This window comes from Streptomyces misionensis, assembly GCF_900104815.1.
GTDB classification, from domain to species: Bacteria; Actinomycetota; Actinomycetes; order Streptomycetales; family Streptomycetaceae; genus Streptomyces; species Streptomyces misionensis.
Genome location: NZ_FNTD01000004.1, coordinates 6,438,014 through 6,460,790 on the forward strand (window position 1 = coordinate 6,438,014; position 22,777 = coordinate 6,460,790).

21 protein-coding genes are annotated in these 22,777 nt (G+C 72.0%); 12 read left to right on the plus strand and 9 right to left on the minus strand.

From position 1 onward, the window contains the following. The first annotated feature begins 57 nt into the window (after positions 1-57). The 3 genes from BLW85_RS30750 to BLW85_RS30760 are packed head-to-tail and all read left to right on the plus strand — an operon-like array spanning position 58 to position 1,949. The gene (locus BLW85_RS30750; RefSeq protein WP_070022828.1) at positions 58-693 is read left to right on the plus strand and encodes an MBL fold metallo-hydrolase; all 636 of its coding nucleotides are present in this window, start codon (positions 58-60) and stop codon (positions 691-693) included. A gap of 41 nt (positions 694-734) precedes the next feature. After that, entirely contained in the window at positions 735-1,514 is a 780-nt protein-coding gene (locus BLW85_RS30755; protein WP_070022827.1) for an exodeoxyribonuclease III, read from the plus strand. A 15-nt stretch (positions 1,515-1,529) separates the two neighbouring features. Beyond that, positions 1,530-1,949 (plus strand): DUF6278 family protein, encoded by a 420-nt coding sequence (locus BLW85_RS30760; RefSeq protein ID WP_070022826.1) that lies wholly within the window; start codon positions 1,530-1,532, stop codon positions 1,947-1,949. A 618-nt stretch (positions 1,950-2,567) separates the two neighbouring features. Here the strand turns inward: BLW85_RS30760 and BLW85_RS30765 are convergent. Then, positions 2,568-3,308, minus strand: a complete 741-nt coding sequence (locus BLW85_RS30765) for a hypothetical protein (RefSeq protein WP_070022825.1) — start codon at positions 3,306-3,308, stop codon at positions 2,568-2,570. A 142-nt stretch (positions 3,309-3,450) separates the two neighbouring features. On the opposite strand from BLW85_RS30765, the gene ggt reads away from it, so the two are divergent. Beyond that, positions 3,451-5,253: a gamma-glutamyltransferase gene (ggt, locus tag BLW85_RS30770; RefSeq protein ID WP_074994177.1), complete on the plus strand. Its 1,803-nt coding sequence runs from the start codon at positions 3,451-3,453 to the stop codon at positions 5,251-5,253. Between the two features lie 49 nt (positions 5,254-5,302). On the opposite strand, the gene BLW85_RS30775 is transcribed toward ggt, so the two are convergent. Next, on the minus strand, positions 5,303-7,876 hold the full coding sequence (locus BLW85_RS30775; protein WP_074994179.1) for an ATP-dependent Clp protease ATP-binding subunit: 2,574 nt from the start codon (positions 7,874-7,876) through the stop codon (positions 5,303-5,305). A gap of 357 nt (positions 7,877-8,233) precedes the next feature. Here BLW85_RS30775 and BLW85_RS30780 point away from each other — a divergent pair, with 357 nt between their 5' ends. The 8 genes from BLW85_RS30780 to BLW85_RS30815 all read left to right on the plus strand — a co-directional run bounded on the left by BLW85_RS30780 (position 8,234) and on the right by BLW85_RS30815 (position 17,537). After that, a complete protein-coding gene (locus BLW85_RS30780; protein WP_070022822.1) occupies positions 8,234-8,485 on the plus strand; it encodes a helix-turn-helix domain-containing protein in 252 nt (83 codons plus the stop codon). A gap of 159 nt (positions 8,486-8,644) precedes the next feature. Next, complete coding sequence (locus BLW85_RS30785) at positions 8,645-9,487, plus strand: nitrilase-related carbon-nitrogen hydrolase (RefSeq protein ID WP_070022821.1); 843 nt, start codon at positions 8,645-8,647, stop codon at positions 9,485-9,487. A gap of 29 nt (positions 9,488-9,516) precedes the next feature. Beyond that, positions 9,517-10,767 (plus strand): aspartate aminotransferase family protein, encoded by a 1,251-nt coding sequence (locus BLW85_RS30790; RefSeq protein ID WP_071828621.1) that lies wholly within the window; start codon positions 9,517-9,519, stop codon positions 10,765-10,767. Between the two features lie 47 nt (positions 10,768-10,814). Next, the gene (locus BLW85_RS30795; RefSeq protein ID WP_074994181.1) at positions 10,815-12,392 is read left to right on the plus strand and encodes a PucR family transcriptional regulator; all 1,578 of its coding nucleotides are present in this window, start codon (positions 10,815-10,817) and stop codon (positions 12,390-12,392) included. A 155-nt stretch (positions 12,393-12,547) separates the two neighbouring features. Then, a complete protein-coding gene (locus tag BLW85_RS30800; protein ID WP_070022818.1) occupies positions 12,548-13,390 on the plus strand; it encodes a nitrilase-related carbon-nitrogen hydrolase in 843 nt (280 codons plus the stop codon). Between the two features lie 27 nt (positions 13,391-13,417). Next, on the plus strand, positions 13,418-14,821 hold the full coding sequence (hydA, locus tag BLW85_RS30805; protein ID WP_070022817.1) for a dihydropyrimidinase: 1,404 nt from the start codon (positions 13,418-13,420) through the stop codon (positions 14,819-14,821). A gap of 11 nt (positions 14,822-14,832) precedes the next feature. Continuing rightward, entirely contained in the window at positions 14,833-15,855 is a 1,023-nt protein-coding gene (locus tag BLW85_RS30810; RefSeq protein WP_070022816.1) for a TIGR03842 family LLM class F420-dependent oxidoreductase, read from the plus strand. Positions 15,856-16,007: 152 nt separating this feature from the next. Further along, entirely contained in the window at positions 16,008-17,537 is a 1,530-nt protein-coding gene (locus BLW85_RS30815) for an NCS1 family nucleobase:cation symporter-1 (protein WP_074994183.1), read from the plus strand. 31 nt (positions 17,538-17,568) lie between these two features. On the opposite strand, the gene BLW85_RS30820 is transcribed toward BLW85_RS30815, so the two are convergent. The 7 genes from BLW85_RS30820 to lplAB all read right to left on the minus strand — a co-directional run bounded on the left by BLW85_RS30820 (position 17,569) and on the right by lplAB (position 22,763). Further along, on the minus strand, positions 17,569-18,237 hold the full coding sequence (locus tag BLW85_RS30820) for a hypothetical protein (RefSeq protein ID WP_074996265.1): 669 nt from the start codon (positions 18,235-18,237) through the stop codon (positions 17,569-17,571). A gap of 126 nt (positions 18,238-18,363) precedes the next feature. Beyond that, the gene (locus BLW85_RS30825) at positions 18,364-18,888 is read right to left on the minus strand and encodes a hypothetical protein (RefSeq protein ID WP_074994185.1); all 525 of its coding nucleotides are present in this window, start codon (positions 18,886-18,888) and stop codon (positions 18,364-18,366) included. After that, entirely contained in the window at positions 18,885-19,421 is a 537-nt protein-coding gene (locus BLW85_RS30830) for a hypothetical protein (protein WP_074994188.1), read from the minus strand. The genes BLW85_RS30825 and BLW85_RS30830 overlap by 4 nt, the downstream gene beginning before the upstream one ends. Further along, positions 19,399-20,697 (minus strand): WXG100 family type VII secretion target, encoded by a 1,299-nt coding sequence (locus BLW85_RS30835; RefSeq protein ID WP_074994190.1) that lies wholly within the window; start codon positions 20,695-20,697, stop codon positions 19,399-19,401. Before BLW85_RS30835 ends, BLW85_RS30830 begins: the two co-directional genes overlap by 23 nt. Then, entirely contained in the window at positions 20,697-20,999 is a 303-nt protein-coding gene (locus BLW85_RS30840; RefSeq protein WP_070022812.1) for a DUF6317 family protein, read from the minus strand. The genes BLW85_RS30835 and BLW85_RS30840 overlap by 1 nt, the downstream gene beginning before the upstream one ends. Then, the gene (locus BLW85_RS40345) at positions 20,996-21,538 is read right to left on the minus strand and encodes an SAV_915 family protein (protein ID WP_244174944.1); all 543 of its coding nucleotides are present in this window, start codon (positions 21,536-21,538) and stop codon (positions 20,996-20,998) included. Before BLW85_RS40345 ends, BLW85_RS30840 begins: the two co-directional genes overlap by 4 nt. A gap of 160 nt (positions 21,539-21,698) precedes the next feature. Further along, positions 21,699-22,763, minus strand: a complete 1,065-nt coding sequence (gene lplAB, locus BLW85_RS30850) for a lipoate-protein ligase LplAB (protein ID WP_074994193.1) — start codon at positions 22,761-22,763, stop codon at positions 21,699-21,701. Positions 22,764-22,777: the final 14 nt, after the last annotated feature.

The window sequence follows — 22,777 nt, forward strand, 5'->3', positions numbered from 1 at the left end:
CCGGGCACCGCCTCCACCCCACGCGAGCGCGCACCCCATCCGGCAGGATGGGGTGACATGAAGCTCACCAAGAAGTCCCATGCGTGTGTGCGGATCGACAAGGGCGGGCGCACGCTCGTCATCGACCCCGGCGGGTTCAGCGAGCAGGACGCGGCGCTCGGCGCGGACGTCATCCTCGTCACGCACGAGCACGCCGACCACTTCGACGAGGCCCGGCTGCGGGCCGCGATGGAGGACAACCCCGCGGCGGAGATCTACACGCTGAAGTCGGTCGCGGAGCGGATCGCGGCGGCGTTCCCGGGGCGCGTGCACACCGTCGGCCACGGTGACGCCTTCAGCGCCGCGGGCTTCGACGTGCAGGTGCACGGCGAGCTGCACGCCGTGATCCACCCGGACATCCCGCGGATCACCAACGTGGGCTATCTGATCGACGGCGGCAAGGTCTTCCACCCCGGCGACGCCCTCACCGTGCCCGACCAGGCGGTGGAGACGCTGATGCTGCCGGTGATGGCGCCCTGGAGCAAGATCGCCGAGGTGATCGACTACGTCCGCGAGGTGCGCCCGCGGCGCGCCTACGACATCCACGACGCCCTCCTCACCGACCTGGCCCGGCCGGTCTACGACCACCAGATCGGCGCCCTGGGCGGCGCCGACCACCAGCGGCTCAGCCCCGGGGCGTCGGCCGAACTGTGACCGGGACCGGGTTGTCGTAGCCGCCAGGTAGGTTGTGGGACATGCGCATCGCCACCTGGAACGTGAACTCGATCACCGCCCGCCTCCCGCGCCTGCTGGCCTGGCTGGAGAGCAGCGGCACCGACGTGCTCTGCCTCCAGGAGGCCAAGGTCGCCGAGGAGCAGTTCCCCGTCGATCAGCTGCGGGAGCTGGGCTACGAGAGCGCGGTGCACGCCACCGGCCGGTGGAACGGCGTGGCGGTGCTCTCCCGCGTGGGCCTGGCGGACGTGGTCAAGGGACTGCCCGGCGACCCCGGGTACGACGGCGCGACCGAGCCCCGCGCCGTCTCCGCCACCTGCGGCCCGGTCCGCGTCTGGTCGGTGTACGTGCCCAACGGCCGCGAGGTCGGCCACCCGCACTACGCCTACAAGCTCCAGTGGTTCGAGGCCCTGCGCGCGGCCGTGCTGGGCGACGCGCAGGGCGGCCGCCCCTTCGCCGTCCTCGGCGACTACAACGTGGCGCCGACCGACGACGACGTGTACGACACCGCCGCCTTCGAGGGCGCCACCCACGTCACCCCGGCCGAGCGCGCCGCCCTCACCTCCCTGCGCGAGGCCGGCCTGAGCGACGTCGTCCCGCGCCCCCTCAAGTACGACCGGCCTTTCACCTACTGGGACTACCGTCAGCTCTGCTTCCCCAAGAACCGCGGCATGCGCATCGACCTGGTGTACGGCAACGCGCCCTTCGCCCAGGCCGTCAAGGACGCCTACGTGGACCGCGAGGAACGCAAGGGCAAGGGCGCCTCCGATCACGCGCCCGTGGTGGTCGACCTCGACCTCTGATGCCACGCTGGGGCCATGAACCTTCCGTTCCTGGGCCCCCGGCACAAGAAGCACGTCACCGCGGCGCTCCCCGCCGATCCCGAGTCGGTCGCCGCGCTGCTGTCCGAGTGCGAGCTGCTGCGCGCCCAGGCGGCCCGGGCCGGGGTGCGCCTGGACGACACCCCGGCCTCCCTGGAGGCCCTGGACCAGATGGTCCCGCGCTGGCGCGACGACGCCGAGACGCTGCCCTGGCTGGGCAATGACGCGGGGCTGTACCTGGGCACCGTGCTGGTCCGCACCGTGCCCGGCGCCGCCTGGCGGATCCGCGCCGACGGCGAGCCCGTGCTGTGCCTCGCCTCCGGCCGCGAGGTGGAGGTGGTGGAGGCCGGACGGCAGTGGGCCGTGACCGGAGTGCCCGAACTCTCCCAGCTGTACGGCGAGATCGCCGAGTCCTGAACCGCCCCAACAGGGGCTTAAATACGGCTAATGCCGGAAAGGTGCGTGTCGTCCCTCGGTGCTCGGGCCGTCTGGATAGTTTGCGGCGACCACCACCACACGGCGGAGAGTGGAGTAGGGCTGCGTATGGCCGTCGATCCGTTGATCGAACCGACGAACGGCGACTGGAAGAAGGCGTACGAGGCAACGCGCACCGGCCGGTTCACCCGGCGCCCCGTGGATTCCCGCCCGTTACCCGGGATTCCCTGACCATCCGCCACGCGACCCCGGGGACGGCCCGAGGGCCGTTCTCCCATGCCGGGACTTCCGGTCCCCGAGGCCTCGACTACGATGGTGCGTTCCGCCCCGTGGTGAGGCAATCCCGCCGCACCGCACCGGGAGGAAGGCACTGCCGCCGGGCGGGGTCCCCATGGTCCCCGCACCGTGAGAGGGGCGGCAGTTCACACGGGCCAGGCTCGTCCGGCGGCAGCCGGAGATCACTGCTCGCGCGGGCGAGGAGAAGGTCAGCTGCGCGCCGGACGAGTTGCGCTCGCCCGTGACGGGCCGGCGGCCCCCCCCAGCCTCCCCGCGGACGGTCCACTGCCGGAAGGACGGTCACGCCGTCACCCCGACGGGGCGTCACTCCGCCCCGGCCGGCTCCGGGTCCGGCGACGGCGTCCGGGCCGCCCGGGTCACATCCGCCACCCGCTCCACCACGTCAGGGCCGTACGCCTGCGAGTTGAGCACCTTCAGCAGCAGTACGAAGGTGCCGTCGCCGTACCGGCGGGCCAACCGCTCGTGGTGGCGGGCGAGATAGCGCGTCGCGGCCTGGTTGGTGATCGCGCTCTGGCCGCAGAACAGGAACACCGGACGGGCCTGGTCCTCGGCGGTGACCCGGGCGAGCAGCACGTACTCCGCGACGCCCCGCTCCCTGCGGTAGTGCTCGCCGCCGATGTGGAACGTGCCCCGCTCGGCGGCCGGTTCGGGCTCGGTGGTGATCCGCAGCCCCGGCAGCAGCGCCGACATGTGGGCGGCGGTACGGCGGTTGGACGCCGGGCCGCCGACACAGAACTCGGCGCGCTCGCCGAAGCCCTGGCGGACCTCGTCCTGGGTGACCACGTCGGCGTGCGCCCCGCACTCCTTGATGAGCGCGGACAGCTCCAGCAGCGCGAACACGTCGAAGCGGTGGACCGCGGGTTCGGCGGCGGCCGGGTCACGGTTCACGACGAGCAGCGCCTCCGCGTTCTCCGGCAGCCCGAAGAAGGCCCGCTTGCGCCGGAGTTTGCCGCGCCACAGACAGGTACGGGCGAGCCAGCCCAGCGACGCCGAGATGCCGGTCGCCACCAGCCCGAGGACGATGTTGCGCACGTCGTCGTTCATGGCCGCGCATGCTAACGGCCCAGGGGAGCGGGGGCGTACCGGCGTTCGAACTGTGACGGTCGTGTGGCGGGTGACCGAGGCGTACTGTCGGTAGTGCGACAATCTGGTTACGCTGCGCGAACTGTCCCGACGGGAGGTACGGATGGGTCGTCCAGGCACGCGGAGACTGGCGGTTCTGGCGGTTTCGGCCGCCATGGTGACGGTGGGTGCCGCGGCGCCGCCCGGCCCGAAGACGAGCGGACCGGACGGCAAGACCCCCGTGGCCGTGGGCTACGGCGGTGCCGTGGCCAGCGTCGACAAGGACGCCACGGCCGCCGGCATCGAGGTCCTTGAGCACGGCGGGAACGCCGTCGACGCGGCCGTCGCCACCGCCGCCGCACTCGGCGTCACCGAGCCCTACTCGGCCGGTGTGGGCGGGGGCGGCTACTTCGTCTACTACGACGCCGGCACGCGCACGGTACACACCATCGACGGCCGGGAGACCGCCCCGCTGTCCGCCGGCTCCGACCTGTTCCTGGAGAACGGCAAACCCCTCTCCTTCGACGACGCCGTCAGCAGCGGCCTCGCTGTCGGCACCCCGGGCACGCCCGCCACCTGGCAGACGGCCCTGGACCGGTGGGGCAGCAGGAAGCTCGCCTCGGTCCTCCAGCCCGCCGAGCGGCTCGCCCGCGACGGGTTCACCGTGGACGACACCTTCCGCTCCCAGACCGCCGCCAACGAGACCCGGTTCCGCTACTTCCCGGACACCGCCAAGCTGTTCCTGCCCGGCGGCGAACCGCCCGCCGTCGGCTCCACCTTCAAGAACCCTGACCTGGCCCGCACCTACGAGGAGCTGGCGAGGAAGGGCACGGGCGCGATCTACCACGGCGGCATAGGCGACGACATCGTCAAGACGGTCGAACACCCGCGCGTGGACCCCGCCTCCGGCTGGAAGGCCCGCCCCGGCAAGCTCGCCGAGAAGGACCTCGCCGTCTACCGGGCCAAGGAGCAGGCGCCCACCAGGACGTCGTACCGCGGCCTGAACGTCTACTCCATCGCTCCGTCCTCCTCGGGCGGCACCACGGTCGGCGAGGCGCTCAACATCCTGGAGGGTTCCGACCTGTCCAGGATGAGCGAGGCGCAGTACCTGCACCACTTCATCGAGGCCAGCCGGATCGCCTTCGCCGACCGCGGACGCTGGGTCGGCGACCCCGCCTTCGAGAAGGTCCCCACCAGACAGCTGCTGTCGCAGCGGTTCGCCGACTCGCGGGCCTGCCTCATCAAGGACGACGCGGTCCTGACCAGCCCGCTCGCCCCCGGCGACCCGTACCACCCCGCGCCGTGCGACAAGGGCGGCAAGGCGGCCCCGACGACGTACGAGGGCCAGAACACCACCCATCTCACGGTGGCCGACAAGTGGGGCAACGTCGTCTCGTACACCCTCACCATCGAGCAGACCGGCGGCAGCGCGATGACCGTGCCGGGCCGGGGCTTCCTGCTCAACAACGAGCTGACGGACTTCTCCTTCGCCCCGGCCGACCCGAACGTGCCCGACCCGAACCTGCCGGGCCCGGGCAAGCGGCCGCGCTCGTCCATCTCGCCGACCATCGTCCTCGACGGGCACAACCGGCCCGTGGTGGCGCTCGGTTCGCCCGGCGGCGCGACCATCGTCACCACCGTCCTCCAGACCCTGACCGAGTTCCTCGACCGGCGGCTGCCGCTGGTCGACGCGATCGCCGCCCCCCGCGCCAGCCAGCGCAACGCGGCCCGGACGGAACTCGAACCCGCCCTGTACGACAGCCCGTTGCGGGGACAGCTGGAGGCCATCGGGCACCGGTTCAGCCGCAACCCGGAGATCGGCGCCGCGACCGGCGTCCAGCGGCTGCCGGACGGCAGATGGCTGGCCGCCGCCGAGAAGGTACGACGCGGCGGGGGCTCGGCGATGGTGGTGAAACCGGCGCCGTGACGCGCATCCGGAGTGCCGGGGGCGAGCCGCCCCCGGCACCTGGGAACCCTCAGCCCATCGGGTCGCGGGGCGGCGCGGGCCGGGCCTCGGGCGCGGCGGGCGCCGGCGGCTCGGCCGTGCGGAAGTCCAGCCGCCCGTCCGCGACGTCCACGGTGACCCGGCCGCCCTCGGAGATCGTGCCGTTCAGCAGCAGCCGGGACAGCCGGTTGTCCACCTCGCGCTGGATGGTGCGGCGCAACGGGCGGGCGCCGTACTCCGGCTGGTAGCCGCGCTCGGCGAGCCAGTCGACGGCCGCGTCCGTGAACTCCACCGAGACGCCCTGGCCGTCCAGCAGCCGCCGGGTGCTCTCCAGCAGCAGGTCGGTGATCCGCCGCAGCTGCTCGCCGGTCAGCTGGCGGAAGACCACGATCTCGTCGATCCGGTTGAGGAACTCCGGCCGGAAGTGCTCGCGCAGCGGCCGCAGGATCTGCTCGCGCCGCGCCTCCTCGTCGGCCTCCGCGCCGCCCGGACCGAACCCGATCCCCGCGCCGCGCCGGGTGATCGCCTCGGAGCCCAGGTTGCTGGTCATCACGACGACCGTGTTGGTGAAGTCCACCGTGCGGCCCTGGGAGTCGGTCAGCCGGCCGTCGTCCAGCACCTGGAGCAGGATGTTGAAGACGTCCGGGTGCGCCTTCTCCACCTCGTCGAGCAGCAGCAGCGAGTACGGGTGCCGGCGCACCACCTCGGTGAGCTGACCGGCCTCCTCGTGCCCGACGTACCCGGGCGGGGCGCCGACCAGCCGGGAGACGGTGTGCCGCTCCTGGTACTCGCTCATGTCCAGGCGGACCATGCGGTCCTCGCTGCCGAACAGCGCCTCGGCGAGCGCGCGGGCCAGCTCGGTCTTGCCGACGCCGGTCGGGCCGAGGAAGAGGAAGCTGCCGATGGGCCGACGGGGGCTGGCGAGCCCGGCACGCGAGCGCAGCACCGCCTCGGCGACCACGGCGACGGCCTCCTCCTGGCCGACCACCCGCTGGTGCAGGTGCTCCTCCAGGCCGAGCAGCCGTTCCTTCTCCTCCTGGGTGAGGCGGCTGACCGGGATGCCGGTCTGCCGGGACACCACCTCGGCGATGGACTCGGCCGTCACCTCCAGCTGGCCCTCGTCGGCCTGCCCGTCGCCGCTGGTCTCGGTGATGCGCTGCTTCAGCTCCGCGATCCGGTCGCGCAGCCGCTTTGCCTCCTCGTAGTCCTCGTCGGCGACCGCCTGGTCCTTGTCCCGGACCAGCTGGTCCACCTCGCGCTCCATCGCCCGCACATCGGTGCCCTTGGTGCGGGCGCCGAGCCGGACCCGGGCGCCGGCCTGGTCGATCAGGTCGATCGCCTTGTCCGGCAGCCGCCGGTCGGTGAGGTACCGGTCGGACAGCTCCACGGCGGCGAGCAGCGCCTCGTCGGTGTAACGGACCTGGTGGTGGGCCTCGTAGCGGTCGCGCAGCCCGCGCAGGATCTCGATGGTGTCCTGCACCGTCGGCTCGGGCACCAGCACCGGCTGGAAGCGGCGGGCCAGCGCCGCGTCCTTCTCGATCCGGCGGAACTCCTCCAGGGTGGTGGCGCCCACGATGTGCAGCTCGCCCCGGGCGAGCGCGGGTTTGAGGATGTTGCCCGCGTCCATCGCGCCGCCCTCGCCGCCGGAGCCCGCGCCGACGACGGTGTGCAGTTCGTCGATGAAGACGACCAGCCGGTCGGAGTTGGCGCGGATCTCCTCCACGATGTTGTTCAGGCGCTCCTCGAAGTCGCCCCGGTAGCGGGTGCCGGCCACCACCCCGGTGAGGTCGAGGGCGACGACCCGCCGCCCGGCGAGCCCGTCCGGCACGTCGCCGTCGGCGATCCGCTGCGCGAGGCCCTCCACGATGGCCGTCTTGCCGACGCCCGCGTCGCCGATCAGCACCGGGTTGTTCTTGCCGCGCCGGGACAGCACCTCGATGGTCTGCTCGATCTCGGTGTCCCGGCCGATCACCGGGTCGACCCGGCCCTGCCGGGCGAGGTCGGTCAGATCACGGCCGTACTTGTCCAGGGTGGGCGTGTTGGTGGGCCGCTGCCGCTCCACCCGGACCTGGCCGGTGCTCTCCGGGGGCTCCGGGGGCAGCGCGCCCGCCGGGAACCGGGCCGCGTGCAGGATGTGCCCGGCGGCCGAGTCCGGGTTCGAGGCCAGCGCGCTGAGCACGTGCTCGGGGCCGATGTACCCGGCGCCGCTGGAGCGCGCCATGTCGTGCGCGTCCAGCAGGGCCCGCTTCACCGCGGGGGTCAGGGACAGGGAGGTCGGCGGCGGCACCTCGCCCGGCGGGTGCTGCACCGGGCCCGCCCGGTCGTCGATCTCGGTGGCGAGCGAGTCGGGGTCGGCACCGGCCCGGCTCAGCAGGCTGCGGGTGGGCTCGGTGGCCACGGCGGCGCGCAGCAGATGCTGGGTGTCCAGGTCCCGGCTGCCGTGCTCGGCGGCGTACTGGGCGGCTCCTCTGACCAGCTCCCGCGCAGGCTGGCTGAGCAGCCGGCCGATGTCGATGTGGCGCGGGCCGGGGGCTCCGCCGGCGGCGCCGCTGAAGAAGCGGGCGAGGAATTCGCCGAAGGGGTCAGGAGGGTAGCCGTTGGTCATGGCGATGCTTTCCTTCGCTGACGGTGGCTCCGCCGGGTAACCGGGGTGGGGGGTGCTCATGCCCACGATGGCATGAAGTCCTGGGGCGGGCATGTTCGCCCGGACGCCCGGAAGCGGCCCCCGCGCGGCACCGCGGCCCCGCGCGCGTACGGCGGTCCCGCGCTCCGACCCGCGTGCCGCGCGGCGTGGTGACCACCCCTGCCGCCCGCTGCGAAGGGCGGGTGCGCCGTGGCCGGGCCGGACCTGCGGTGCGCTGTCGCGGCCGGGGGCCTCGCCGGCGGCACCGATCCGCCCTGCCGGTATTTCAATGGGACGGGCGGTATACGGAGAACAGACGGCGGCGGGCACAATGGACGCATGGTGCGCACCCCTCTCACCCCCGAAGAACGCGACCGCGGCGAGCGGCTCGGGCGGCTGCTGCGTGCGGCCCGTGGTGACCGGAGCATGGTCGAGGTCGCCGCCGCGGCGGGCGTCTCGGCCGAGACGCTGCGGAAGATCGAGACGGGGCGGGCGCCGACCCCCGCGTTCTTCACCGTGGCCGCCGTGGCCGCGGTGCTCGGCCTGTCCATGGACGACCTGGCCGCACACTGCACCCTGGCCGCCGTCTGAGGGGCGCGCGCCCGCTCACCCACAGGAGTGCGAAACAGGATCGACTCCGCGGCTTGACGGCAATGGTCTTGGCAAGGGGCGCCAAGAGGCTTACGTTCGTGCCTCTACGGCCTGCTCTACGGGCGTAGAGGCTCTGACGTCGCGTCGAAGGAGCAGCTCATGGCCAACGTCGTCCGCGCCGCTCTGGTCCAGGCCACCTGGACCGGCGACACCGAGTCCATGGTGGCGAAACACGAGGAGCACGCCCGCGAGGCGGCCCGCCGGGGCGCGGGGATCATCGGGTTCCAGGAGGTCTTCAACGCCCCCTACTTCTGCCAGGTCCAGGAGCCGGAGCACTACCGCTGGGCCGAGCCGGTGCCGGACGGCCCCACCGTCACCCGGATGGCGCAGCTCGCGCGCGAGACCGGCATGGTGATCGTCGCCCCGGTGTTCGAGGTCGAGCAGTCCGGTTTCTACTACAACACCGCCGCCGTGATCGACGCGGACGGCACCTACCTCGGCAAGTACCGCAAGCACCACATCCCCCAGCTCAAGGGCTTCTGGGAGAAGTACTACTTCAAACCCGGCAACCTGGGCTGGCCGGTCTTCGACACCGCCGTCGGCAAGGTCGGCGTCTACATCTGCTACGACCGCCACTTCCCGGAGGGCTGGCGGCAACTGGGCCTCGCCGGAGCCCAGTTGGTATACAACCCGTCGGCCACCCACCGAAGCCTGTCCAGCCACCTGTGGCAGCTGGAGCAGCCCGCCGCGGCCGTCGCCAACGAGTACTTCATCGCCGCCATCAACCGGGTCGGCCGCGAGGAGTACGGCGACAACGACTTCTACGGGACCTCCTACTTCGTGGACCCGCGCGGCCGGTTCGTCGGGGACACCGCGGGCGACAAGGCCGACGAACTCCTCGTCCGCGACCTCGACTTCGGCCTGATCGACGACGTGCGGCAGCAGTGGGCCTTCTACCGCGACCGCCGCCCCGACGCCTACGAAGGGCTGGTGCAGCCGTGAGCGACCTCTACTCCCGTCACCGCAGGGTCATGCCCGACTGGCTCGCCCTCTACTACGACGACCCCATCGAGATCACGCACGGCGAGGGACGCCACGTCTGGGACTCCGACGGCCGCCGCTACCTGGACTTCTTCGGCGGCATCCTCACCACCATGACCGCGCACGCGCTGCCCGAGGTGACCAAGGCGGTCAGCGAGCAGGCCGGGCGCATCCTGCACTCCTCGACGCTCTACCTCAACCGGCCGATGGTCGAACTCGCCGAGCGCGTCGCCCAGGTGAGCGGCATCCCGGACGCCCGCGTCTTCTTCACCACCTCCGGCACCGAGGCCAACGACGCCGCCCTGCTGCTCGCCACGACCTACCGGCGCAGCAACACCGTCCTCGCCATGCGCAACAGCTACCACGGCCGTTCCTTCTCCACCGTCGGCATCACCGGCAACCGCACCTGGTCCCCGACCTCCCTGTCGCCGCTGCAGACCCTGTACGTGCACGGCGGCGTCCGCACCCGGGGCCCCTTCGCCCACCTGGACGACCGCGCCTTCATCGACGCGTGCGTGGCCGATCTGAAGGACGTCCTCGGGCACACCCGCCCGCCCGCCGCGCTGATCGCGGAACCCGTCCAGGGTGTCGGCGGGTTCACCTCGCCGCCCGACGGACTGTACGCGGAATTCCGTGAACTGCTGCACGCGCACGGCATCCTGTGGATCTCCGACGAGGTGCAGACCGGCTGGGGCCGCACCGGAGACCACTTCTGGGGCTGGCAGGCCCACGGCCGCAGCGGCCCGCCCGACATCGTCACCTTCGCCAAGGGCATCGGCAACGGCATGTCCATCGGCGGTGTCATCGCCCGCCCCGAGATCATGAACTGCCTCGACGCCAACAGCATCTCCACCTTCGGCGGCACCCAGATCACCATGGCCGCCGGCCTCGCCAACCTCACCTACCTCCTCGAACACGACCTCCAGGGCAACGCCCGCCGGGTCGGCGGCCTGCTCATCGAGCGGCTGCGGGCCGTCGCCGCCCAGCTGCCAGGGGTACGCGAGGTCCGCGGGCGCGGACTGATGATCGGCATCGAGCTGGTGAAGCCGGGCACCGACGAGGCCGACCCACAGGCGGCCGCCGCCGTCCTGGAGGCGGCCCGCGCCGGGGGACTGCTCATCGGCAAGGGCGGCGGCCACAACACCAGCGCCCTGCGCATCGCCCCGCCGCTGTCGCTGACCGTCGCCGAGGCCGAGGAGGGCGCCGCCGTCCTCGAAAGCGCGCTGCGGAGCGCGTACTGACACCGAGGGGAACACCCGGCACCGCCGAGCACCAAGGGGAAACGGCCATGACCACGACCTCGGGACCCGGACCCGCCGCCCCGCCGGAACCCGCCCTGTCCGTCCGCCAGGTGCTGACCCTGGAGCGGGTCCTGGCCGGCCGGCCCGAGGTGGTGGCGGGTGCCGGGGGCCTGGACCGGCCGGTGCGCTGGGTGCACGTCGCCGAGGCCGCCGACGTGGGCGTGATGCTCAGCGGCGGCGAGATGGTGCTCACCACCGGGGTGCTGCTCGCCGGCGACGAGGCCAAGCAGGCCGAGTACATCCGCTCGCTGCACCGCGCCGAGGCCGCCGCCGTGGTCCTCGGGCTCGGCCGGGCCTTCCCCACGCCGCCCGAGGTGATGCGCCGCGCCGCCGAACGCTGCGGGCTGCCCCTGGTCGTCCTGCACCGCCCCTTCCCCTTCGCCGAGCTGACCGAGGAGGTCCAGTCCCGGCTGCTGCGGCGCAAGTTCGCCGCCGTCAGCCTCTCCGAGACGGTCCGCACCGACCTCACCGCGCTGATCACGGCCGGCGCCCCGCTGCAACGGCTGCTGGACGAGGTCGCCCGGCACGGCGGCTGCCCGGTCGTCGTCACCAACCTCGCCCACCGCGTCCTCGCCACGGCCGGGGAGCGGTCCGCGGTGGACGACGTGCTGCGCGACTGGGAGCGCATCGCCCGGCAGACCGGCGGCGCCGGTGACGAGTGGATCCGCGCCGAACTCGGCGGGCGCGGCGAGCGCTGGGGCCGGCTGCTGCTGTGCGGCTACCGGGGCGACGCGGCCACCGGGCGGCTGCTCGCCGACCGCGCCGCCGAGGCCCTGGTCCTGCACCGCATGCTCGGCGGCGGCTCCGCGCACAGCTGGGAGGAGCAGTCCGCGCAGAGCCTGCTCACCGACCTCGTCTCCGGCGTCGTACCGGCCCGGCAACTGCTGCCACGGGCCCGCGCGGCCGGCCTGCCGGTCAACCTGCGCACCTTCGTGCCGCTCGTCGTCCCCGAAGCCGAACCCGCCGTGCTCGACCGGATGCTGCGGGTGCTGGGCCTGGCCGGGCTGGCCGGCGAACTGTCCGACGGGGTCACCGCCGTGCTGCTCAGCCTGCCCCGCGACCGGCCCGCCGAGACCCTGCTCACGCTCTTCGCGGCCCGGCTGCGCGAGGGGACCGGGCGGCCGGACGCCGTGGTCGCCGCCGCGGACCCGCGCACCCTCTGGGACGAGGTGCCGGCCGGACTGCGCGAGGCCCGGCACGTGGCCGAGGCCGTCGCCGGTTCCGCCGCCGCCCTCGGCCTCCCGGCCGTCGTCCGCCTCAAGGACGTCCATCTGCGGGGCCTCGTCCGGCTGCTGCGCGACGACCCGCATGTGCAGTCCTTCGCCGAACGGGAGCTGGACGGGCTGCTGTGCACGGCCGAACCCGAACTGCTCGGCGTGCTGCGCACCTATCTCGCCACCGGCCGCAACAAGTCCCGCACCGCCCGGCTCCACCATGTCTCCCGGCCCGCGCTCTACCGCCGCCTGGAGGCCATACAGGACCGCCTCGGCGTCGACCTCGACGACTTCGAGCAGGCCGCCTCGGTGCACATCGCGCTTCTCGCGCATGACGCGCAACAACGCTGACACCTGAGACCACCTGGGAAAACGGCGGTGAAACATGGGCCCACGAAGACATGACACGGTGGCACGCCGACCGTCCGCGGACGTGACACGCTGCCCGTCGAACCGCGCCCGGCCGCTTCCTAGGCTCACCGGACACCCACCGAACGGAGGCTTCGATGAGCCGAGTGATCCGAGCCGCCCTCTTCCAGGCCGCCTGGACCGGCGACAAGGAATCCATGATCCAGGTGCACGAGCAGGCCGTCCGCGACGCGGCCGCCCAGGGCGCCCAAGTCCTCTGCTTCCAGGAGCTGTTCTACGGCCCCTACTTCTGCCAGGTGCAGGACAAGGCGTTCTACGACTACGCCGAACGGATCCCCGACGGCCCGACCGTGAAGCGCTTCCAGTCCCTCGCCCGCGCCCTCGGCATCGTGCTGATCCTGCCGATGTACGAGGAGGAACAGCCGGGCGTCCTCTACAACACCGCGGCGGTGATCGACGCGGACGGCACGTACCTCGGCAAGTACCGCAAGACGCACATCCCGCAGGTGCGGGGGTTCTGGGAGAAGTTCTACTTCCGCCCGGGCAACAGCGGCTGGCCCGTCTTCGACACCGCCGTCGGCCGGATCGGCGTCTACATCTGCTACGACCGCCACTTCCCCGAGGGCTGGCGGGCCCTCGGCCTCGCCGGCGCCGAGATCGTCTTCAACCCCTCGGCCACCTCCCGGGGCCTGTCCCGCTACCTGTGGCAGCTGGAGCAGCCCGCGGCGGCCGTCGCCAACGAGTACTTCGTCGGCGCCATCAACCGGGTCGGCGTGGAGGACCTCGGCGACAACGACTTCTACGGCACCACGTACTTCGTGGACCCCGAGGCCCAGTACGTCGGCGAGGTCGCGGGCGACAAGGAGAACGAACTCGTCGTACGCGACCTGGACCTCGCCAAACTCCGCGAGGTCCGCGACCGCTGGCAGTTCTACCGGGACCGGGCGCCGGGCGCGTACACGCCGTTGACCGCGCCGTGACCGAAGCCGAGTGACCCAAGGAGCAGCATGAGCAGCCGTACCGTCATCCGCGGTGGCCTCGTCGTCACCGCGTCGGACGAGATCCACGCCGACGTCCTCATCGAGGACGGCCGCATCGCCGCCCTGGCGGCGTCCGGCACCCCCGCTGCCGCCGCGTTCACCGCCGACCGCACCATCGACGCCACCGGGAAGTACGTCATCCCCGGCGGCGTCGACGGCCACACCCACATGGAGATGCCGTTCGGCGGCACCTACGCCTCCGACACCTTCGAGACCGGCACCCGCGCCGCCGCCTGGGGCGGCACGACCACGATCGTGGACTTCGCCATCCAGAGCGTCGGCCACTCCCTGCGCGAGGGACTGGACACCTGGCACGCCAAGGCGGAGGGCAACTGCGCGATCGACTACGCCTTCCACATGATCGTCTCCGACGTCACCGACGAGACGCTGAAGGAGATGGACCTGCTGGTGGAGGAGGGGGTGACCTCCTTCAAGCAGTTCATGGCCTACCCGGGGGTCTTCTACTCCGACGACGGCCAGATCCTGCGCGCCATGCAGCGGGCCGCCGACAACGGCGGGCTGATCATGATGCACGCCGAGAACGGCATCGCCATCGACGTCCTCGTGGCACAGGCCCTCGCCCGCGGCGAGACCGACCCGCGCCACCACGGCGAGGTCCGCAAGGCACTGCTGGAGGCCGAGGCCACCCACCGCGCCATCCGGCTCGCCCAGGTAGCCGGCGCGCCGCTGTACGTCGTCCACGTCTCGGCGGCGGAGGCGCTCGCCGAGCTGGCGCGGGCCCGGGACGACGGCCTGAACGTGTTCGGCGAGACCTGCCCGCAGTACCTGTTCCTGTCCACCGACAACCTCGCCGAGCCCGGCTTCGAGGGCGCCAAGTACGTGTGCTCGACGCCGCTGCGGCCCAGGGAGCACCAGGCGGCGCTGTGGCGGGGCCTGCGCACCAACGACCTCCAGGTGGTCTCCACCGACCACTGCCCGTTCTGCTTCACCGGCCAGAAGGAGCTGGGCCGCGGCGACTTCTCCAAGATCCCCAACGGCATGCCCGGCGTGGAGAACCGCATGGACCTGCTCCACCAGGCCGTCGTCGAGGGGCGCATCTCCCGCCGCCGCTGGATCGAGATCGCCTGCGCCACACCGGCGCGGATGTTCGGCCTCTACCCGAAGAAGGGCACCATCGCCCCGGGCGCCGACGCCGACGTGGTGATCTACGACCCGCACGCCGAGCAGATCATGTCCGCCGAGACCCACCACATGAACGTCGACTACTCGGCGTACGAGGGCAAGCGGACCACCGGCCGGGTGGAGACCGTCCTCTCGCGTGGCGTACCGGTCATCGACCAGCGGGAGTACACCGGGCACGCCGGACACGGCGTCTACACCCCGCGCTCCACCTGTCAGTACCTCAACTAGGAGTGGCGCCCATGGACTTCGGACTCGTCCTGCAGACCGACCCGCCGGCCTCCCGCGTCATCGACCTCATGCGGCGGGCCGAGCAGAACGGCTTCACCCACGGCTGGACCTTCGACTCCGCCGTGCTGTGGCAGGAGCCGTTCGTGATCTACAGCCAGATCCTCGCCCAGACGCGGAAGCTGACGGTCGGGCCGATGGTCACCAACCCGTCCACCCGCACCCCGGAGGTCACCGCCTCCACCTTCGCCACCCTCAACGACATGTTCGGCAACCGCACCGTCTGCGGCATCGGCCGCGGCGACTCCGCGATGCGGGTGGCGGGCCGCCGGCCCAACACCCTCGCGCGGATCAGCGAGGCCATGAAGGTGATCCGTGCCCTCGGCCGCGGCGACGGTGCCGACCTCGGCGGCGGCACGACCGTGAGGTTCCCCTGGGTCCGGCCGGGCGCCCGGCTCCCCGTCTGGATGGCCGCGTACGGCCCCAAGGCGCTGAAGATGACCGGTGAGGAGGCCGACGGGTTCATCCTCCAGCTGGCCGACCTCTACCTCACCGAGTACATGGTGAAGGCCGTCAAGGACGCGGCCCGGGCGGCCGGGCGCGACCCCGCCGAGGTCACCATCTGCGTGGCGGCCCCGGCGTACGTCACCGCCGACGACTCGCCGCAGGCCCTCGCCCACGCCCGCGACCAGTGCCGCTGGTTCGGCGGCATGGTCGGCAACCACGTGGCCGACCTGGTCGGCAAGTACGGCGAGCACTCCGCCCAGGTGCCCGGCGAACTCACCGACTACATCAAGGCCCGGCAGGGCTACGACTACGCCCACCACGGGCGCAGCGGCAACCCGGACACCGAGTTCGTGCCCGACGAGATCGTGGACCGGTTCTGTCTGATCGGCCCGGCCGAACGGCACATCGAGAAGCTGAACGCCCTGCGCGCCCTGGGCGTCGACCAGTTCGCGCTGTACGACATGCACGACGCGCAGGAGGCCACCATCGACGCCTACGGCACGAAGGTGATCCCGGCCGTCAACTCCTGACCGTCCGTCGTCCGTTCGTCCCTCCCGCCGATCCCCTCGGGGGTCCGCCCCAACCCCCCACCCCTGGTCACCCCTCCCCGCCTCCCCGCGGGGAGGGGCTGGTGCCCGCACGGCCTCCGCCGACCCACCCCGTTTCCGATTGGGGCCTGCCCATGACCGACACCGCTCCCGCCGGCATACCGCCGTCGGCCCAAGTCACCCTTCCCGACGGCCGGGTGGAGATCGCCCCCGGCGCTCCGCAGCCCAGCGGCCGCTACGCCAACGAGGACCTGCTGCCGGTCCCGGTCGGCCGGCGGACGTGGACGACGTACAACTTCTCGGCGCTGTGGGTCGGCATGGCCCACAACACGGCGTCCTGGACGCTGGCCTCCGGTCTGATCGCCGTCGGCATGGACTGGAAGCAGGCGGTGTTCACCATCGCCGTCGCCAATCTGATCGTGCTGGTCCCGATGCTGCTGACCGGGCACGCGGGACCCAAGTACGGCATCCCCTTCCCCGTCTTCGCCCGCGCCTCCTTCGGGGTGCGCGGCGCCAACCTGCCCGCCGTCGTACGGGCGTTGGTGGCCTGTGGCTGGTTCGGCATCCAGACGTGGATCGGCGGGGAGGCCATCTACTTCCTCGCCGGGAAACTGATCGGCGGCAGCTGGTCGAACGCGGCGCACGTCGGCGGATACGCCTGGACCATGTGGCTGTCGTTCGCGGTCTTCTGGGCGCTGCAAGTGGCCATCATCCACCGGGGGATGGAGACCATCCGCCGTTTCGAGAACTGGGCCGCGCCGTTCGTGCTGGTCGGCGCGTTCGTGATGCTGTGGTGGATGGCGAGCAGGGCGGGCGGTGTCGGCCCGCTGTTCGACCAGCCCTCCACGCTGAGCTGGGGCGGGTCGTTCTGGAAGCTGTTCTGGCCGTCCCTGATGGGCATGATCGGGTTCTGGTCCACCCTGTCCCTGAACATCCCGGACTTCACCCGCTACGGCCGAAGCCAGCGCGCCCAGACCTGGGGCCAGGCGCTCGGCCTGCCCACCACCATGACCCTCTTCGCCTTCCTCTCCGTCCTGGTCACCTCCGGGTCCCAGGCGGTCTACGGCAAGCCCGTGTGGGACCCGGTGCAGCTGGCCGCGAAGACCGACAACCCGGTCGGCCTGCTCTACGCCCTGGTCACCGTCCTGGTGGCGACCCTCTCGGTGAACATCGCGGCCAACCTGGTCTCGCCGGCCTTCGACTTCTCCAACGTGGCGCCGCGGAAGGTGAGTTTCCGCGCCGGGGCGCTGGTCACCGCGGTCCTCGCGGTGCTGATCTTCCCCTGGAAGCTCTACTCCGACCCGCAGGGCTACATCTTCACCTGGCTCGGCCTGGTCGGCGGGCTGCTCGGCACCGTCGCCGGCATCCTCGTCGCCGACTACTGGTTCCTGCGCCGCACCCGGCTGGACCTCGCCGACCTGTACCGCACCGGCGGCCGATACTGGTACGCGGGCGGCTGGAACTGGCGGGCGGTCGCCGCCTTCCTGGCCGGCGGTGTCCTCGCGATCGGCGGCGCCCGTCTCGAGCCGCTGTTCGACGGCCGTCCGATCCCCGCCCTCGCCCCGCTCGCCGACTACGGCTGGGCGGTCGGCCTGGGCACGTCCCTGGTGCTGTACGTGGCCCTGTCCCTGACGACCGGCGGCCGGCGGCGCAGCACGGTCTGATCCCGCCGGGGGACGTCCTGGTCCGCGCGGGCTAGGACGTCCCGCCCCCGAGCGCCGCCACGGCGGCCCGCGCCGCCTTGATGGCGCCGGTGTTGATCTCGTCCGTCCCCGGCGCCTTCTTGGTGTCGAAGTCGCTGCCGCTGTACGTCACCACCACCAGGGCGTTGGAGACGCGCGCCATCACCACGCCCTCGCGGGTCTGCTGCTTGTCCTCGGTGCTGAGGTTCACGACCGAGTACGCGCTGTCCCCGAGCCCCGGCACGGTGCCGCCGCCGCTCTTCTTGCCCATCTGCTGCTGGTACTGCCGGGTGGCCTCCTGCACCGACTCGCCGATCTCGTACGACACGTCGAGCCAGCGGTAGCTGTAGCCGTGCAGGGCGTTCCAGGAGCAGGTGCGGCGCAGCGTGGGATCCGTCGAGGGGATCTCCTTGCCGCCCGTCTTCGCCCCGGGCACCAGGGACTTGACCGTCGACGCGGGCACGGCGGAGCAGGGGGCGGGCGCGGTGGAGTACGCCTTCGCCCGCGCACTGGCCGAGGGCGCGGGCGCGGACGACCCCCCGGACGCCTTGGAATCCGCCGGGTGCCCCGCGGCGGCGGACGGCGCGGCCGGAGCGGAGGACAGCGCCCACCCGGCACAGGCGAGGACCACGACCGGGGTCAGCCGGGCGGTGAGGGCGAGCGGCAGAGGCAGAGAACGCACGGCGCACATCTCGGGGGAGGGGTGCGGAAGAGGTCCGCAAGATGGACGGGGGACGACAGTCTCACATGACGGCCTGTGAGCGGAAGCGGGAACTCGCTGCGTACTCGGCCGGTCACCCGGCACCCTTCACGACGTGCCGCTTCGCCCGGTTCGCGCCTCCAGCCGACGACGGGCGCCGACTTCTCCGGGGTATTCGCGGACGGTGAGGACGGCGGCCGACCAGCCGACGCACCACGCGACGATCGGGGGCAGGATCGGCGTCGCCAGCAGCAACGGAACGAGACCGGCCCGGGACCAGTACACGGCGCGGCTCCCCTCCGCGCGCTTGGCCGCACGGAAGGCGTCGGGTGCCGGCGGGTCCACCAGTTGCCGGCGCAGCTTCCGGCGCTGGCCGACCCACCCCCAGACGAAGGTCACGCAGGAAGCGACGATCTGCACGGCGTCCCATACCCGGCGCACGCGGGGCGGCATGAAGGTGCGAGGAGCGCCGGAGTACAGCTTCAGCGCCAAGCAGCCGAACAAGGCCAGGACGGTGAGCAGGAAGAGGGCGTTGACGGTACGGCGCAGCCAGTAGCGTGGGCCGCGTTCGTACCAGGTGGTGCCGAGTCCCGGCAGGGACGGGACCTCCACGGCGGTCGTGCGCGTTCTCATGGTGCGGCGTGGTGTTCTTCCATCCAGCGGCGGGCGCCGACCTCGCTGGGGTATTGGCGGACGGTGACCCATGCGATCAACCAGCCGGCGGCGTACGCGGCGAAGGCCGGCATGACGGGCGCGGCGAGGATGACCAGCCCGCGGCCCAGGGCGACCAGGCCCGGGGTTCGCCTGCTGTGGTCGCGTTTGGCCTGGTAGGTCTCACCGGGGGAGGGGGGATCGAGAAGCGCCTTGCGGTGGCTGCGGCGCTGGGTCACCCAGCCCCATACGAATGTCACGCAGGACGCCACCACCTGCACCACGTCCCACACGCCCCGCGCCGTGGACGGCAGGATGTCGCGGAATCCGGAGTACAGGCTCAGCGCGAAGAAGCCGAACATGGCGACGACGAGCAGGAAGAAGACCGCCGTGCGGACCCGGCACAGCCAGTACAGCGCGCCGCGTCTGTACCACGTCCGGCCGAGCTTCGGCAGGGCGGGGACGGGCACGGAGAAGCCGGGGGCCGGGGCTTCAGAAGATGCTTTTGACGCCATGCCAGACATCCTTCACCAGTCGCTTGCCGTCGTCGTACGTCTCCGAGGCGACGTGCTTCGTCCCCGTCCACACGCCACCGACCACACCGTGGTCGTGGATGTCCTCGCTCCAGTGCTCGTGGAAGGAGTGGTCGATGAGGCTGGTCGCGCCGATCACCACGAGACCACCGGCCCCGGCCACCAACGCGGTGGGCACCTCGACGGGCAAGGCGGCCACCACACCCGCGGTGATGGCCGTGCCCGCCACCAGGCCGCCGACGTTGGCGCCGCCGTCCACGGCGATCGACTTCTGCCACGACCAGCCCTTGTCGTGGTCGTCGGACGCCTCCAGCACACCGCACGCACCGGCCGCGGCGACGTCCAGCACCGGGATCTCCTTCAGGAAGTCCGGTACCGCCTCCAGGCTCTTGCCCGCGCGCAGCAGCTCCGCCGCGTCGGCCACCTTCACGTTGAGCGCGCGGTCGTAGGGCAGCTTGGTGCTGCCGTTCTCGGCGCGCGCGATCGCGTCCTCGAGGTCGTCCACCTTGGTCAGCGCGTCCTTGTACGCGCTCTTGGCGGGCAGGTCCTTGGGCAGCGCCTTGCCCGCCTTCTGGTACGCCTTGCGCTCCGCGCGCAGCTCCTTCTTGGCGTCGTGCGCCGCCTGCTTGGCGTCGTCGAGCTTCTCGCGCGCCTTCGCGCCGCCGGCCCGGGCGTCCTCGGCGTCGTACGCGTACAGGCCGCGCAGGTAGTCCGCGATGGTGGTCTTGTCCCCGGTGGACACCGAGCCGTCCTTGGCCGTCACCTTGTCGTACAGGTCCGACAGCTTCTGCGCCGCGTCCAGACGCGCGTGCTGGGCGGTGTGCAGGATCCCGTCGCGCACCTTGGCGTACTCGTTCATCGCCGAGATGGCCTTCTGGTCGTCCGCGCTCGGCGGGTTCGCCGTCATGATCGGCACCGGCGCGCCCTTGGAGTCCGTCGACACGCCCTTGCCGGCGGCGACGTGCTCCGCGTTCTGCAGCGACGTCTCGCAGGTCGACAACGCGTCGGCGAGGTCGCCCAGGATGCCGCCCACCTCGGACACCAGCTCGGCGAAGGCGCCGGCCGTGAACTCGTCCTCGGACCACACGCCGCGGAACGTCTTCGCCGCCTCGCCCTTCCAACTGGCGTCGTCCGCAAGTTTGTCGACGGCCTTGCTCAGCACCTTCACCACGCCGTCGAGTTTGTCCTTGGCGTTCTTGTAGGTGGTCGCCATCGTGTGCAGGCCACCGATGTCGCCGCCGACCCAGCTGTCACCCATCAGTCCAGACCCTCCGTCAGGTCTTCGAAGACACCGTGGATGTCCACGTCGTGCCGGTGGAAGGAGTCGCGCGCGTACGCGGCCTTGTCACCGCGGTCGTCCAGGTGGTCGGCGAGCCCGATGTGCAGCGCGATGACGAGGTTCGCGACCTCCTTGATCGCGGCGTCCAGCGCGGGATCGCCGCCGCTGACGATGGGCGGTGACACGTCCGGGGCCAGCTTCCGGTAGTCCCCGGCCTGGTCGTGGAAGGTCTTCGCCAGGGTGGAGAGGTCGTCGTAGATGACCTTGAAGTCGGCCGTCACCGGCGCACCTCCCGCGCGAGGGCGGCCAGGTCCGCGGGCCGCCAGTTGGGCTCCTGGGGTGCGACCTGCGGGTCGAGGAGGACGGTGACGCCCTGCTCGTCCATGCTCTCGGCCAGCGGGCCGAGCGAACCGGCCACCCACGGCTGCGCCTCGCCGAGTGCCGCCGCCAGCTTCGCCGGCGTGGTGAAGGCGAAGGCGACCGTGCCGTGGGACGGATGCGCGAACAGCTCGATCATGATGAACGGGACACGGGCGGCGCGGCCCTGGGTGCCCGTCCCGAGGACGGAGCGCGGATGCGCCGGCACGCACACCGGGGTCTGGTACGGCGGCACGCCCGGCTTGGGGCCGGGCCGGTCGTCGCCGGCCGGGGGCGGGGGAGGGGCGGACTCGGCGAGGTCCAGCAGCCGGGAGCGGCGCGGTCGCGGAGCCTGCTGCGCCAGGTCGGCTTCCGGCGGCGCCGGTTCCGTCCCCACGAAATCGAGCAGGCGTGAACGTATCCGCGCCGACACCGCCGTCACCTCTTCCCCGTGGTCGTGCATGGCCGATTCAGGCCCGACCACGGTAGCCAGCGGGCGGTGGGGCAAATCCTGTTATGTCAGTGCCCGTGAGCCCGACGTGCACGGAACCCATACACGTGTTTGATCGGGGCATGGGCATGCCTTGACCTGTCCCTGAACCGCATCCGCGGCAGGGCGCGGCTCACGGCACCCGGGCGGTCCACTCCTCGGTGCCGAACTTCGTCCGCACCAGGTCCCGGGCGCGGACCAGCTCCTCGTCCGTGATCTTGCCCGGGGTCAGTCCATAGCGCGCGCGGAAGGAGTCGATCATGCGGTCGATGACCGTCTCACGCGGCAGTCCGGTCTGCCGGCGCAGCGGATCGACCCGCTTCTTCGCGCTCTTCGTCCCCTTGTCGGAGAGCTTCTCCCGGCCGATGCGCAGCACCTCGGTCATCTTGTCCGCGTCGATGTCGTACGACATGGTCACGTGGTGCAGCACGGCGCCAGGGCCGCCGCCGGGGCCCACGACGCGCTTCTGCGCAGCGCCGGCGATCTTGCCCTGGTCCGTCGCGATGTCGTTCAGCGGCTGGTACCAGGCCCGGATGCCCATGTCACCGAGCGCGCCGAGCACCCAGTCGTCCAGGTAGGCGTAGCTGTCCTGGAAGGACAGGCCGTGCACCAGGGACTCGGGCACCGACAGCGAGTAGGTGATGGTGTTACCGGGCTCCACGAACATCGCGCCGCCGCCGGAGATCCTCCGCACCACCTCGATGCCGTGCCGGGCGGCGCCGTCCGGGTCCACCTCGTTGCGCAGCGACTGGAAGCTGCCGATGATCACCGCGGGCGCGCCCCACTCCCACACCCGCAGGGTCGGCGGGCGCCGGCCCGCGGCCACCTCGGCGGTCAGCACCTCGTCCAGCGCCATGTGCAGGGCCGGGGACTGGGGGCCCTCGTGGACCAGTTGCCAGTCGTAGTCGGTCCAGTCCGTGGCGTGCGCCAGGGCGCGGCGCACCGCGATGGCGACGCCCTCCGCCGTCAGTCCGAACATCACCGTGCCCGTGGGCAGCGCCGCCTCGATCCGGGCGGCCAGCCCAGTCGCGTCCGTCGACGAGGGCGAACCCTCGAGAGCCGCGTTGATCGAGAGGATCGCTTCGTCCGGCTCCAGGAAGAAGTCCCCGGCGACTCGCACGTCGCGCAGGACGCCTTCCTCGACGTCCAGATCCACGACGACCAACTTGCCACCGGGCACCTTGTACTCGCCATGCACGGCTTCGATTCCTC